The sequence below is a fragment of the Corynebacterium sp. USCH3 genome, assembly GCF_037619475.1.
Classification (GTDB): Bacteria; Actinomycetota; Actinomycetes; order Mycobacteriales; family Mycobacteriaceae; genus Corynebacterium.
On sequence record NZ_JAQPZT010000002.1, the window covers coordinates 534,832 to 548,509 of the forward strand.

General features: G+C 68.0%; 12 protein-coding genes. All 12 read right to left on the reverse strand.

Annotated elements, in window-relative coordinates; genetic code table 11:
- Positions 1-2: 2 nt before the first annotated feature.
- Positions 3-872, reverse strand: a complete 870-nt coding sequence (locus PQI66_RS05705; protein ID WP_339996669.1) for a shikimate dehydrogenase — start codon at positions 870-872, stop codon at positions 3-5.
- A 28-nt stretch (positions 873-900) separates the two neighbouring features.
- Positions 901-2,835: a sugar phosphate isomerase/epimerase and 4-hydroxyphenylpyruvate domain-containing protein gene (locus tag PQI66_RS05710; protein ID WP_339996671.1), complete on the reverse strand. Its 1,935-nt coding sequence runs from the start codon at positions 2,833-2,835 to the stop codon at positions 901-903.
- Positions 2,832-4,316, reverse strand: a complete 1,485-nt coding sequence (locus PQI66_RS05715; RefSeq protein WP_339996673.1) for an MFS transporter — start codon at positions 4,314-4,316, stop codon at positions 2,832-2,834. Before PQI66_RS05715 ends, PQI66_RS05710 begins: the two co-directional genes overlap by 4 nt.
- Positions 4,317-4,427: 111 nt before the next feature.
- Complete coding sequence (locus tag PQI66_RS05720) at positions 4,428-5,744, reverse strand: MFS transporter (protein WP_339996674.1); 1,317 nt, start codon at positions 5,742-5,744, stop codon at positions 4,428-4,430.
- A 4-nt stretch (positions 5,745-5,748) separates the two neighbouring features.
- Positions 5,749-6,933: a 4-hydroxybenzoate 3-monooxygenase gene (locus tag PQI66_RS05725; RefSeq protein WP_339996676.1), complete on the reverse strand. Its 1,185-nt coding sequence runs from the start codon at positions 6,931-6,933 to the stop codon at positions 5,749-5,751.
- Positions 6,930-7,331, reverse strand: a complete 402-nt coding sequence (pcaC, locus tag PQI66_RS05730) for a 4-carboxymuconolactone decarboxylase (protein WP_339996677.1) — start codon at positions 7,329-7,331, stop codon at positions 6,930-6,932. Before pcaC ends, PQI66_RS05725 begins: the two co-directional genes overlap by 4 nt.
- A complete protein-coding gene (locus PQI66_RS05735) occupies positions 7,324-8,661 on the reverse strand; it encodes a lyase family protein (RefSeq protein WP_339996678.1) in 1,338 nt (445 codons plus the stop codon). Before PQI66_RS05735 ends, pcaC begins: the two co-directional genes overlap by 8 nt.
- A gap of 13 nt (positions 8,662-8,674) precedes the next feature.
- Complete coding sequence (gene pcaG, locus PQI66_RS05740) at positions 8,675-9,388, reverse strand: protocatechuate 3,4-dioxygenase subunit alpha (protein WP_339996679.1); 714 nt, start codon at positions 9,386-9,388, stop codon at positions 8,675-8,677.
- Between the two features lie 43 nt (positions 9,389-9,431).
- Positions 9,432-10,124 carry a protocatechuate 3,4-dioxygenase subunit beta gene (pcaH, locus tag PQI66_RS05745; RefSeq protein WP_339996680.1) on the reverse strand — a complete coding sequence of 231 codons (693 nt, stop codon included), beginning with the start codon at positions 10,122-10,124 and terminating at the stop codon, positions 9,432-9,434.
- Positions 10,125-10,437: 313 nt separating this feature from the next.
- Positions 10,438-11,106: an ATP-dependent Clp protease proteolytic subunit gene (locus tag PQI66_RS05750; RefSeq protein ID WP_445228005.1), complete on the reverse strand. Its 669-nt coding sequence runs from the start codon at positions 11,104-11,106 to the stop codon at positions 10,438-10,440.
- 21 nt (positions 11,107-11,127) lie between these two features.
- Complete coding sequence (locus tag PQI66_RS05755; RefSeq protein ID WP_339996823.1) at positions 11,128-11,730, reverse strand: ATP-dependent Clp protease proteolytic subunit; 603 nt, start codon at positions 11,728-11,730, stop codon at positions 11,128-11,130.
- Between the two features lie 352 nt (positions 11,731-12,082).
- Positions 12,083-13,483 (reverse strand): trigger factor, encoded by a 1,401-nt coding sequence (tig, locus tag PQI66_RS05760; RefSeq protein ID WP_339996683.1) that lies wholly within the window; start codon positions 13,481-13,483, stop codon positions 12,083-12,085.
- Positions 13,484-13,678 lie beyond the last annotated feature (195 nt).

The following is a 13,678-nucleotide window of genomic DNA, read 5'->3' on the forward strand; positions in this document are numbered from 1 at the left end:
GCTCAGCCCAGCGAGTAGAACGTCTCGCGCATCCGGTCGGCGTCCGCGGCGAGCCCGGTGAAGTGCTCGAAGGCGTCGACCGCCTGGTACACGGCCATGTGTGTGCCGTTGAGGGTACGGCACCCTGCGGCCTCCGCCTCCTGCAGCAGCTGGGTCGAGACCGGCATGTACACCACGTCGCTGACCCAGTGCTCCGGGGTCAGGCAGGACGTGTCGAAGGACGTACCGGGGTGACTGAGCATGCCGAGTGGTGTGGCGTTGACGACACCGTCTGCCGCGGCGATGGCTTCCTCGACACCGTCCGGGCCCGCGCCGGTGGCCACCGAGGTCCCGGTGGCGGTGTTGAGGTTCTCGGCGAGTTCGGCGGCACGGCCGGCGTCGACGTCGCGGATCTGCAGCTCCTCGACCCCGGCCTCCGCCAGCGCGAAGGCGATGGCGTTGCCCACTCCCCCGGCGCCGACCTGGACGACCGAGCGCTTGGAGATGTCCGGCAACTGTTCCGCCAGGCCCCGGGCGTAGCCGGTCACGTCCGTGTTGTAGCCGTAGGTCCTCCCGTCGCGGATCGCCACGGTGTTGACCGACCCCAGACGGGCGGCGACCGGGTCGATCTCGTCGAGGAGCCCCAGGACCTCACGTTTGAAGGGGTGGGTGATGTTCAGACCGTCGAACCCCAGGTCGATCGCGCTGGACAGGATCTCGTCCAGGGAACGGTCCTTCAGCCGGTCGGTGAGCACGTCCAGGCGGCGGTACACCGTGGGGTGGCCCTGGGCCAGCCCCTCGGCCTCGTGCATCGGCGGGGTGCGGGACAGCGACAGGTCCGTGCCGATGAGTCCGAGCAGGAAACTGTGGGCGGGTGTGGCTGTGGCGTTCATGTCGGGAACCTTCCTTCAGTGTGGTGGGTCAGCTGGGGATGCCGCGGGCGGCGTCACGCAGCACGCGGTACTGGGCGGCGAGGCGGACCGGGGTGTTGTCGACCCCGTGCCCGGCGTAGTCACCGCGTCGTTCAACGAGTTCGAAGAACATCGTGCCCAGGGTGCCGGTGTAGAACCGCAGGTATTCACCGTGGTCGTCTCGGTCGTAGAGCACGTTGCACTCGCGGAGCTCGGCGACGGTCCGGTCATCGAGGTTGAACCGGGAGACCAGGTCGTCGTAGTAGTTCTCCGGGACCGGCAGCATCTCCAGTCCCCGTCGGCGGGCCCGACGTGCCAGGCCGATGATGCCGGTGACCTCCAGGGTCACGTGCTCCGGGTAGGACGCGGCGAGGAAGTCGCCCTGCTCGCTGCCTTCCGGTGCGACGTTGAGGGTCAGCGAGAAGTCTCCCTGCGGTGCCGACATCACCCGGGAGTGGACGTACCCTGCCGGGCTCGGCACCGCGTCCGGGGCGTGGGCCTGCAGCCCCAGTACCGAGGTGAAGTACAGGGCGGCCTCGTCGTGACGGTGCCACCGTTGGGCCAGACCGACGTGGTCGACACCGGTGATCCTGGAGTGTGCGTCGGTGACGGCGTCGATGGTGCGCACGTCCTCGCCGATCAGTCCGAACTCCTCGGCCCAGACCGGCACCCCGTCCCCGGTGGCCTCGCAGAAGTAGATGCCGGTGCCGTCGGGGGTGTACACCCCGTGGAGTTCGGCCTCGTCCTCCCTGCGCTGGCGGACGATCGGTTCCGCGGAGAGTTTCTCCGCGCGGGCCGCCGAACGCTCCGCGCCCTCGACGTCGACGCCGAAACTGTCGATGACGGTGTCGCTGCCGGTGGGCCCGAGGTCCCGGACGACGACGCGGGCGTCACCCTGCACCCAGACCTGGAAGTCCTCCTTGCTGCGGTGGTACCCGCCCAGCACGAAGCCGAGCTGGTGGAGCAGCTTGGTGATCTCGCCGAGTCGTCCGGTGTGCAGTTCCACGAAACTGTAGGCTGCCGGGGTCGTCGCCTCCGGCAGTGCCGCGAGCCCCACCGGGTACGAACCCGGGTCGGCGCCAGATTCGGTCCCTGCCCCAGTCCCTTTCCCTGTCTCGGTCCCTGTCTCCAGGGCCCGGTAGGCCTGGTCCTCCAGCCACCGCAGCGAACGCAGCCCGTCCACGGCCGTGCGGGAGACGTCGGCCTGCCGGAAGGAATCGTTGAAGATCTCCAGTGACACCGGACCGTCGTACCCGGCGACGGCGAGCAACCGGAGGAACTCCACCAGGTCGAAGTCTCCCTCGCCGGGGAAGACACGGTGGTGGCGCGACCAGGACAGCAGGTCCATGTCCCGGCGCGGGGCGTCGGCGAGCTGGACGAAGAAGATCTTCTCCGCCGGGATGTCGACGATGCCGGAGGGGTCGTCGCCGCGGGAGAGGATGTGGAAGCTGTCGAGGCAGGTTCCCACGTTGGGGTGGTCGGCCAGCTCCACGATGCGGTAGGCGTGCCGGTAGGTGTTGACGTACTTTCCCCACGCCAGCGCCTCATACGCCAGCCGGATGCCGTAGCCCGCCGCCAGTTCCCCGGCCCGGCGCAGCTGGGAGGCGCACACCTCGTCGTCGTCGATCGTGGCGGTACCGACGTTCGTGCAGATCAGGATCATGTCGACGTTGAGTCGCCGCATGATGCGGAACTTGGACTCCAGTCGGCGCAGGTTGTCGGCGAACTGCTCCTCACCGACCCCGTCCAGGTCCCGGAACGGCTGGTAGAGGTCGAAACTCAGGCCCAGTTGCTCTCCCCTGGCCCGGATCTGTTCCGGAGAGTGCGGGGAGACGACCAGGTCCTGTTCGAAGATCTCCACCCCGTCGTACCCGGCGTCGGAGGCTGCCCGGAGTTTCTCGGCGAGTGTGCCCGACAGGCACACGGTGGCTACGGATGTTCTCATTGGTTCTGCTTCACTTTCTGCACGAAGGTGTCGCCGGCGTCGATCTCGTCGAGGGTCATGAAGGCGGTCTCGCGGGTCGTCGCGATCGCGACGGACACGAGCACGGCGACCACCGAGGAGAAGATCGCGACACCGAGGTAGTTGTCACCCTCCGCCCCGGCGACCAGGGAGGCGAGAATCGGGGCGAAACCACCGGAGAGTGCGAATCCGATCTGGGTTCCCAGTGCGATACCGGTGACGCGCACCGAGGTCGGGAACATCTCGGCGTAGAGCGCCGGCCAGGTGGCGTTGGACATGGAGTAGAAGAGGCCGAACATGATCGCGCCGAGGATGAAGATCAACGGCCAGTTCCCGGCGTTGACCGCCATCAGGTAGGGGTACATGACCACGGCCGCGCCCAGGGCGCCGGTGATGAAGACCTTCTTGCGCCCGAAGCGGTCGGCCGCCGACCCGGACAGCGGGATCGAGACCAGCGCACAGATGTTGCCGGTCACGGTGACCCACAGCATCGTGGAGCGGTCCAGCCCCACGATCGAGGTGGCGAAGGACAACGACCAGACGGTGAAGACGATGTTGACCGTGTTGATCATGGCGGCGAACGCCACGCGGATGACGGCGGTGCGGTGGTACTTCAGCACCAGCTGCAGGGGGTTGTGCCGCGCGGCCGCGGCGCGGGCGGCGACACGCTCCCTGGTCTTCGGGTCGAGGTTGTCGGCGGTGTCACGCTCGACCTCCTTCTCGTCCTCCTTGGCCTCCTCGACCTCGGCCGCGGTCTCCTGGAACGCCGGCGGCTCCTCGAGACGACGACGGATCACCCAGGCGATGAGCACGACGAAGGCGGAGAGCCAGAACGGCACCCGCCACCCCCAGCTCATCAGTGCGTCGTCGGACAGGAAGGCGGTGAAGGGGATGAAGACCGCGGTCGCCAGCAGGGTGCCGAACTGGGTGCCGTGCAGCGTCCAGGCGGTGGTCCAGGAACGGTGCTGCTCGTCGGCGTGCTCGAGCGACACCGCGATCGCGCTGCCCTGCTCGCCGGACGCCGAGATTCCCTGCACGATGCGGCACAGTGCCAGCAGCAGCGGCGCCAGCAGGCCGACCTGACCGTAGGTCGGCAGACATCCGACGACGAAGGTGGAGGCACCGATCATGAACAGCGACAGCATCAGGACGAACTTGCGGCCGAACCTGTCCGCCAGCGGACCCATGATCAGGGCGCCGAGCGGGCGCACCACGTAGGCGATGCCCACGGTCGCCATGGAGGCGAACACGGCCACGCCCGGGGACGTGTCCTCGGGGAAGAACAGGACGTTGATGACCAACGCCGCCGCCGTCCCGTAGACGGCGAAGTCGTAGTACTCCAGGGCGGAACCGACCCAGCTGGACAGTGCTGCCCGTTTCGGGGTCTTCTGGGGCGTCGTCTGTGGCGTCGCCCCGGGTGTGGAATCGGGTGCGCCGTCGTGAACAGTTGGTGAGGTACTCACGGGAAACTCCTTGTGCTCGGTCCCGGGGCAGGAGTTCTGTCGGGGGACAGTGGTGGCCCGGTCACGGATGTGGCGACGGGCGGTCGGGCCGGCGCTCGCGCCGGCAACGGGTCAGGCCGGTGTCTTCGCTCCCTCCACCGCGGCGATCGTGGACGGTCGCAGCGTCCTCGAGAACGAGAAGATCGCGAAGCCCAGCACCCCGACGACCGCGAAGGCGAAGAAGCCCCACGGGTAGGCGATCCCGGCGGTGACCATGACGCCGCCGAGCAGCGGCCCCGAGATCGCGCCGAGGCGTCCGATGCCCGCGGAGAAGCCCATGGCCGTCGCACGTGCGGACGAGGGGTGGTTCTCGCCGACGAAGGCGTAGATCAGCACCTGGGAACTGAACACGAACACGCCGGTGAGGAAGACGATGACGTACAGGCCGACCAGCGGCAGACGGATCGCCAGCAGGGCGAGGAACACCGCCGAGGCGAGGAACCACATCAGCGCCGTCTTGCGCGGCGACTGGACGTCGGCGACCCGTCCGGCGATGTAGAGGCCGACCACGGCACCGATGTTGAGCACCATGAGGAAGGCCAGGGAGTTGCCCAGGTCGTAGTCCGCCTCACGCATGATCTGCGGCAGCCAGGTGTTCAGACCGTAGACCAGCAGCAGGCCCATGAAGGACGTGCCCCAGATCGCGATCGTGTTGACCCGGAAGGTCGGCTGCAGCAGTGCACGGATACCGTCGGCGTTCTCCCCCTCCTTCTGCTCCTGCAGGGTGTCCATCTCGGTGTCGACCTGCAGACCGTAGGCCCGCTCGATCTCCTCGGCCTCGGCGACACGGCCCTTGATCCTCAGGAACGCCGGGGACTCCGGCAGCAGGAAGAACAGTGCCGGTGCCAGGAGCAGACCGGGGATCGCACCTGCGATGAACATGGCGTGCCAGCCGGCGGCGTCGATGAGGAACATGCCCAGCAGTGCGGTGAGTACCGCGCCCACGTGGTACCCGGTCATCAGCGTGGTCGACGCCGACCCCGCCTTGCGGCCGGACCGGAACTCGGTGACCAGCGAGATCGCCGTCGGCAGGGCGCCACCCAGGCCGGCACCGGCGAGGAACCGCCAGAGCGAGAACCAGGTGACGTTGGTGGTGAACGCCAGGAAGAGGGTGAACACCGAGAAGAGGAACACCGCGGTGATCAGCACGCGCCGCCGTCCCAGCTTGTCGGTGAGGAACCCGATGACCAGGGCGCCGATCGTCATGCCCACCAGACCGATGGTGGTGATCTGGGTCGCCTGGGCACCGCTGAGGTCCCAGGCCGGGTCATCCAGCATCGAGGGGATCGTGGTGCCGAGGACGACCAGGTCGAACCCGTCGAGCAGGACGGCGATCCAGCACAGGACCGTGACATAGGCCGTGGACCGTGTTTTCGCTGCAGTGTTCATGGCGTCAGACCTCGAATTCGGGGAGATCGCGGCCGACATACTGTTCGGCCAGGTAGCGGCGTCCTGCCTCGGACGACAGGACGGAGGACAGTTCCGCCAGACGACGACGGGACCCGAAGGTCGTCGCGTCGGGCGCCTGGTGCAGCATCGACGACATCCACCAGGAGAAGTGCTGTGCCCGCCAGATCCGTGGCAGGACGATGTCGGAGTAGTCGGCCAGCAGCTCCGGACTGCCCCGCAGCGCCCGCACGAGCGCCGGGGCCAGCACCGCGACATCGGCGATGGCGAGGTTCATGCCCTTCGCCCCGGTCGGTGGCACGGTGTGGGCGGCGTCGCCGGCGAGGAAGAGCCTGCCCCGCTGCATGGGCTCGGTGACCGCGGAACGGAAACGCAGCACCGCCTTGTCGAAGATCTCGCCCTCGGAGATGCGCAGGTCCGGTGAGTCGGCCCGGGTGTGCAGTGCCTCCCAGATGCGGTCGTCGGACCAGTCGTCCACCGTGTCGGACGGGTCGCACTGCAGGTAGTAGCGCTGCACGGACTCCGACCGCGTGGAGATCAACGCGAAGCCCTCGGGGTGGGTGGCGTAGATCAGTTCTTTCTGTGTCTTCGGCGCGTTGACCAGTACACCGAACCACGCGTAGGGGTACTCGTGGCGGTGGCGTCCGGCACCGGACGCGTCGACGGTACCGCGGTGCGGCGACCGGGAGCCGTCGGCGGCGACGACATAGTCGGCGGTGAGACGTACCGCGTGCCCGGACGCATCGGTGTAGTCGATGACCGGGGCGTCCTCCGTCCCACTGACGGCGTCGACGGTGGTGTCGAACAGGACCGTACCTCCGTCGGCCTCCCGTCGGGCGATGAGGTCGATGAGGTACTCGTGCTGCGGGTAGACCGCCACGGTGTGTCCGGTGAGTTCGGTCAGCGCGATCCGGGTGCGCTCACCCTGCACGGAGATCTCGATGCCCTCGTCGATGTCGGCCTCGCGCTCCATGCGCTCACCGACCCCCGTCCGCCGCATCAGGTTCAACGTGCCCTGTTCCAGGATGCCGGCGCGCACGGTGGTCTCGACCTGCTCCCGGCTACGGGACTCCAGGACGACCGACTCCACGCCGTGCTGGTGCAGCAGGTGGGACAGGGTCAGCCCCGCGGGCCCCGCGCCGATGATGGCGACGGGGGTGTGCTCGGTCATGACATGTCCTGCACGGCGGCGTTCAGCAGCGAGAAGCCGTGGTTCGAGTTCGGCACTCCGGCGTAGACGGCGGTGTGCAGCAGGACCTCACCGATGGTGTCGGCGTCGACCCCGGCGCGCAGGGCGGCGCGGATGTGCATGTCGAGCTCACCGTCGTTGCCGACGCCGGTGAGCACCGCGATGGTCAGCAGGCGGCGCTGCGTGTGGTCGAGTCCCGGACGCTCCCAGACGTCCCCCCAGGCGGTGCGGGTGATGAAGTCCTGGAACTTCTCGGTGACCGGGGTCTTCTTCGCGATGGACCGGTCGACGTGCTCGTCGCCGAGGACGGCGCGCCGGTTACGCATGCCGCGCTCGTGCGCGGCCTCGCGTCCGGTGAGGTAGGCGTCGGAGTCACTCATGAGGGGTTGTCCTTTCCTGTCGTGTGGTGAGGCCGTCCAGGACGGCGTCGACGATGTCGGCCGCGTGTCCGGTGTGGTCGGCGGGGTCGGTGCTGAAACCGTGGTCGCGGTGCGCCGTGTCCATCAGTTCGCCGAGCGTGCCGTCGGCGACGGCCCTGTCGATGTCGGCGCGCGGGACGTGGCGTCCCAGTGCCTCGGCGAGGACCGCGCCGCCGGTGAGTGCCAGGTTGCGGCGCATCGCGTCGGTGTCGACGGTGATGCCGTCGATGCTGGCGCGGGTACGGTTGACTGCCCCGGCGGTCGCCGCGGCGAGGTCGCGGACGGTCTGCCACTCGGCGTGCCACGCTCCGGTCGCCCGCTGCATCCGCTGGTCCATGCCGTCGAGCATGGTCGCGGCCAGCGCCGGGGTCCGTCGGGCGTAACCGTCGGCGGCGATGGCCGCGGCCGGGTTGGCCTTGTGCGGCATCGCCGAGGAGCCGCCGGGGGTGGACTCGCGCAGCTCCCCCACCTCGGTGGCGGAGAAGACGATCACGTCACCGGCGATCTTGCGGACCGCGCCCGCCAGGGCGGCCAACGCCGTGGCGACCCGGACCAGCGGGAGCCGGTCGGTGTGCCAGACCAGCGGGGCATCGGCGAGGTCCAGGCGTCGGGCGAGGGCGGTGTGCACGTCCAGGCCGGACGGCGCGGTCGACGCCAGATTCCCCGCGGCACCGGCGTACTGCACCGGCAGAGCGGCGAGGGCGTCCCGGAGGTGCGTCGCGGCGGCGTCGGTCTGCCGGAGCCAGCCGGCGGCGATCACGCCGAACGTCGTCGGCACCGCCTGCTGACCGAGGGTCCGACCGATCACCGGGGTCGTGCGGTACGTCCGGGCCAGACCGGCGAGGTCCGCGGCCAGCTCGTCGGCGGTGGCCAGGATCGTCCCGCCCGCCTCGCGCAGGCACAGCACCAACGCGGTGTCGATGATGTCCTGGCTCGTCGCCCCGCGGTGCACCGCGGAGACGCCGGTACCGGCGTCCGTCGCCGCGGCCTTGAGCCGTCGGGCCAGCGGGATGGCGGGGTTGCCTCCGGCGACGGAGGCCTCGGCCAGTGCGACGAGGTCAGCGCCGTCGAAGGTGGTCTCCGCGATCGCCCGCGCCGTCTCCGACGCCGTCGTGGTGTCCACCAGTCCTGCGTCGCCGACGGCGAGCGCCAGCGCGGCCTCGACGTCCACCATGCGGGCGACGAACGCGGCGTCCGACAGGGCCGTGGCCGCCGTCGTGTCGCCGGAGGCGATGTCACCGTAGAGGGTGCGCGCCAGCCCGTCGCCCGGGATCCTTCCTGAGTCGTTCACCGTGTCCACCGTGTCAGACCCGGAAGAAAGGGGTCTCGGCGGAGGCGTCGTCGTGCTGCAGGACGATGTCCATGCGGTAGGCGTTCTCGCCGTCCTCGGCCAGCACCAGGCGGGCGCGGCGGTCCTCCGGCACGACGGCGAGCACCGGGTCAGCGCCCAGATCGTCTCCCAGTTCGTCGCCGGGGAAGTAGGCGCGGGTGTAGAGCCGCTCCAGGATGCCGCGGGCGAAGACACCGACCTTGAGGTGCGGGGCCTCCGTGTCCCCTCCGGCGGCGGACGTACCGGTCGTGCCGGACGCCCCCGACGTGGTCGGCGTGCTTCCGGGCCGTCGGGTACGGAAGGTCACCTCCCCGTTGTCGTCGGCCATGCCGCGGCCGATACCGGCGCCGAGCAGGGGGTTCCACCCCTTCAACGAGCCCTCGTCGGAGCGCTCGTCGAGCGGTGAGGGGTAGATGCCCTGGCCGTCGGCCTGCCAGAGTTCGATCATCGCGTCCTTGACACGGTGACCGGCACCGTCGGTGACCGAGAATGTCACGTCGACGACGTCACCGGCGGCGAACGACATCGACTCCTCGTCGACGAGGTTCTCGGCCCCGGGTGTGGTCAGCCCGATGTGGACGTACGGGCCGACCGTCTGCGAGGGCATGATGCCCTGCGGCGCCTCGTCCTGGTCCTTGATGTCGGACACCGGGTAGCGGTACTGGCCCTTCGGGTCACTGTCGATCATCTGTCTTCTCCTGTCGGGATGGGCGGGCGGGAAAGGCTGTCGTCTACTCGAAGTGGGTGGCGTCGCGGCCGCGCAGCACGATGTCGAACTTGAAGCCCAGGGCGAAGTTCTCACGGGTCTCGTCATAGTCGAAGGCGGCGATCATGCGCTCGCGCGAGCCCTCCGGCACGGAGTTGTAGATCGGGTCCTGGAAGAACATCGGGTCGCCGGGGAAGTACATCTGCGTGACCAGCCGCTCGGCGAACTGTCGGCCGAAGAGGGAGAAGTGGATGTGCGCCGGACGCCAGGCGTTGGTGTGGTTGCCCCAGGGGTAGCAGCCGGGCTGGACGGTGTAGAAGCTGTAGACGCCGTTCTTGTCGGTCAGGGTTCGGGCCACGCCGTTGAAGTGCGGGTCCAGGGGTGCGGGCCAGGAGTCGTTCTTGTGGCGGTAGCGACCCGCCGAATTCGCCTGCCATGCCTCGACGAGGGTGTCCGGGATCGGCGTGCCGTCGGCACCGAGGACACGACCGTGCACGAAGATGCGCTGTCCGATGGCCTCACCACCGTTGGCTTTGGTCATGTCGTTGTCCTCGGCGCCGATCGCGCCGTCGCCGAACACCGGTCCGGTGGTCTCGCCGAGACGCTCGGGCACCATCAGCAGGTCGTTGTTCGGGTTACGGAGCACGGTCGTCCGGTACTCGGGGAAGTGCAGCGGTGCGAAGCTGCCGTCGACGGTGACGTTACTGATGGGAACCATGGGCGTGACCCCTTCTGCGGGATTGCGGGAACGTGATGTGGATCTCACCGTAACCGTCCGTGCGCTACGCGCCAAGCCGTTCACACAGCGAACTACTTTTCCCCGCTGACATGTCTCTGTGCTGCAGTTTTCCTGCGTGATCCTCTCTATCGGGGGTCACCCAGGGGGGTGGCTAAGGGTACGAGGAAACACGTATGGACAGCAGCATTGCGACCCCGACGTCGAAGCATGACGTCCGACCATGACGACAGCCGCGCGGGTGGCCGGATCTTCTCCGGCCACCCGCGCGGCTGTCGTGTTCGGTACTTCTCCCCTACTTCTGGGCGGAGAGCTTACGGTACTCGAAGACCTGGTCGATGATGCCGTAGTCCTTGGCACCTTCGGCGGTGAGGAACTTGTCGCGGTCGGTGTCGGCGCGGACCTGCTCCTCGGTGCGGTTGGTGTGACGGGCCAGGGTCGTCTCCATGAGACGACGCATACGCTCGATCTCGTCCGCCTGGATCTGCAGGTCCGAGACCTGCCCCTGGGTACCCTGCGTCGCCGGCTGGTGGATCAGCACGCGGGAGTTCGGCAGCGCGGCACGCTTGCCCTTCGTCCCCGCGGCCAGCAGCACGGCCGCCGCAGAGGCGGCCTGCCCCAGGCACACGGTCACGATGTCGGGACGCACGTACTGCATCGTGTCGTAAATCGCCATGAGGGCGGTGAACGACCCACCGGGTGAGTTGATGTACATCGTGATGTCGCGGTCAGGGTCGAGCCCCTCGAGGACGAGGAGCTGCGCCATGATGTCGTTCGCCGAGGCGTCGTCGACCTGGGTGCCCAGGAAGATGATCCGCTCCTCGAAGAGCTTGTTGTAGGGGTTGGACTCCTTCGCGCCGAAGGAGGAGTGCTCGACGAAGGACGGCAGGATGTACCGCGAGGTGGGCATCTGTGCCCCGGAAACCTGACCGGTGAGTTCGCTGGCGTGGGTGAAACCGTTCATGTTGCTGCTTTCCATCTCTGCTTACTGCTCCTTCGCCGAGCTGATCACGTGGTCGACGAACCCGTATTCGAGGGCCTGCTGAGCGGTGAACCAGCGGTCGCGGTCAGAATCCTTCTGGATCTGCTCCAGCGGCTGGCCGGTGTGCTCGGCGATCAGCTCGGCCATCTCACGCTTGGTCTGTGCGAACTGCTCCGCCTGGATGGCGATGTCGGCGGCGGTGCCTCCGACGCCCGCCGACGGCTGGTGCATCATAATCCGTGCGTGCGGCAGCGCGTAGCGCTTGCCCTTCGTGCCGGCGGACAGCAGGAACTGCCCCATCGACGCCGCCAGGCCCATACCGTAGGTGGCGACGTCGCAGGGTGCGAACTGCATCGTGTCGAAGATCGCCATCCCCGCGGTGACGGAGCCACCGGGCGAGTTGATGTACAGCGAGATGTCCTTCTCGGGATCCTCCGCGCTGAGCAGCAGGATCTGCGCGCAGAGCTTGTTGGCGATCTCATCGTCGACCTGGGTGCCCAGGAAGATGATGCGCTCGCGCAACAGACGCTCGAACACCGAGTCGTTGAGGTTCATCCCCGCGGTAGAGGCCATCTGCGCCTGGCGCAGAGCCTGACCGGCAGACATGTCGTTAGTGCTCACTTATGCTCCTCGCTCAAGTTCACGTGTTGGACTGTGCACCAGACTAGTCAACCGGGTGCGCCCACGCCCCTCCCTGGGGCCGTGTTCGCTGACAGCGCACGGTGGACGGGCGACCGGTCCTCCTCCGCTGCCGCCGATTACGCCACTGCGCCGACGAACACCTCGATGACCAGCCGTTTCAACGATCAATGCGGGTGCGTCGGCGTAATCGGTGACCCGTGTCGGGGCAGCGACGCGTGCCCGGGCTGCAGACAGCAGAACACCGCCGCGGCCCGGACAGTTGTTCCGGGCCGCGGCGGTGTTCTGCTGTCTGCCGGTCGGCCTGACCAGACTCGACCTAGTTGTCGGCCTTCTCCTCGCCGGAGGACTCGACGGCTGCGTCGGCGTCGGTCGCGTCAGCGGACTCGTTCAGGTCCGCCTCCTCGCCGAAAAAGTCCTTCGGGTCGATGGAGGTGCCCTTGTCGTCGGTGACCGTGACCTTGCAGATGTTGATGGCCAGGGCCTTGCCACGGCGCACGTCGGCGAACAGGTTCGCGATCTGGCCGGACTGCTGCAGCTGCATGACGAACTGGTTCGGGTCCATGCCGTAACGCTGCGCGGTGAACAGGATGTGGTCGGTCAGCTCCTGCTGGGAGACCTCCGGCTTCTCGATGTCGGCCAGGGCGTCCAGGAACAGCTGGGTGCGCACGGAGTCCTCGGCGCCCTCGCGGGCGTCCTCCTCGAACTTCTCGCGGCTGATGTCCTGAGCGGCGAGCATCTGCTCGAAGACGGCCTCGTCGCCACCGAACTGGCTGACCAGCTGCTGGATCTGACCGTCGACCTGCTCCTTGACGACAGACTCCGGCAGTGCGACCTCGGTCTTCCCGAGGGCTGCCTCGAGAACCTTGTCGCGGATCTCCGAGGCCTGCTGGCCCTTGAGCTGCTCCTCGACCTGGGACTTCAGGGAGTCCTTGAGCTCGTCGAGGGTGTCGAACTCGGACGCCAGCTGAGCGAAGTCGTCGTCCAGCTCCGGAAGCTCGCGCTCCTTGACCGACTTCACGGTCACGGTCGCCTGAGCCTCGCTGTCGGCGTGCTCGCCGGCGACCAGGGTCGTGGTGAACTCCTTGGACTCGCCGTCCGACAGACCCGTCAGTGCCTCGTCGAGACCCTCGACGAGGGAGGCGGTACCGACCTCGTAGGACAGGCCCTCGGAGGAGGCCTCGTCGACGGTCTCGCCGTCGACGGTGGCGGTGAGGTCGATGGAGACGAAGTCGCCGTCCTGCACGGCACGCTCGACCGGCTTCAGGGTGCCGAAGCGGGCACGCAGGTTGGTCAGCTCGGACTCGACGGCCTCGTCGTCCGCCTCGAGGGAGTCGACCTCGACGGAGAGGTCGGAGAAGTCCGGGACCTCGATCTCGGGGCGGACGTCCACCTCGGCGGTGAAGGTGACGTGGTCGTTGTCCTCGAGCTCGGCGATGTCGATCTCGGGCTGGCCGAGAGCCTTGACGTCGTGCTCTTCGACGGCCTGGCTGTAGCGGCTCGGCAGCATCTCGTTGAGAACCTCATTGAGGATCGACCCGCGGCCCAGACGGGCCTCGAGGATCTTCGCCGGAACCTTGCCCTTACGGAAACCGGGCAGGCTGACCTGCTGGGCGAGGGACTTGTAGGCATTGTCGAACTCAGGCTTCAGTTCCTCGAAGGGAACCTCGACGGTGAGCTTGGCGCGGGTCGCGCTCAGCTGTTCAACGGAGCTCTTCACGGATGCACACTCCTGTGTGTTCTTGGTCTGTGTACTTGCGGCCGGTGGAGCCACGGGATCGTCCGTCCGCGTCACCTCCGGGTCTCGCCACCCCTCCTGCGGCACGTTCACCTGACGGTGAACCACAGGGTGGGGTGAGGACGGCCGGAGGCTGCCACCGGTGATGGTCGCTGTCGATTTTATCGTGTTGCCGAC

Bases quoted from the DNA above. Each gene is read 5' to 3' on its own strand.
- pcaC (WP_339996677.1), bottom strand. From the start codon at position 7,331: ATGAGTGACTCCGACGCCTACCTCACCGGACGCGAGGCCGCGCACGAG.
- PQI66_RS05755 (WP_339996823.1), bottom strand. From the start codon at position 11,730: ATGTCTGCCGGTCAGGCTCTGCGCCAGGCGCAGATGGCCTCTACCGCG.
- PQI66_RS05705 (WP_339996669.1), bottom strand. From the start codon at position 872: ATGAACGCCACAGCCACACCCGCCCACAGTTTCCTGCTCGGACTCATC.
- PQI66_RS05720 (WP_339996674.1), bottom strand. From the start codon at position 5,744: ATGAACACTGCAGCGAAAACACGGTCCACGGCCTATGTCACGGTCCTG.
- PQI66_RS05750 (WP_445228005.1), bottom strand. From the start codon at position 11,106: ATGAACGGTTTCACCCACGCCAGCGAACTCACCGGTCAGGTTTCCGGG.
- pcaG (WP_339996679.1), bottom strand. From the start codon at position 9,388: ATGATCGACAGTGACCCGAAGGGCCAGTACCGCTACCCGGTGTCCGAC.
- pcaH (WP_339996680.1), bottom strand. From the start codon at position 10,124: ATGGTTCCCATCAGTAACGTCACCGTCGACGGCAGCTTCGCACCGCTG.
- PQI66_RS05710 (WP_339996671.1), bottom strand. From the start codon at position 2,835: ATGAGAACATCCGTAGCCACCGTGTGCCTGTCGGGCACACTCGCCGAG.
- PQI66_RS05725 (WP_339996676.1), bottom strand. From the start codon at position 6,933: ATGACCGAGCACACCCCCGTCGCCATCATCGGCGCGGGGCCCGCGGGG.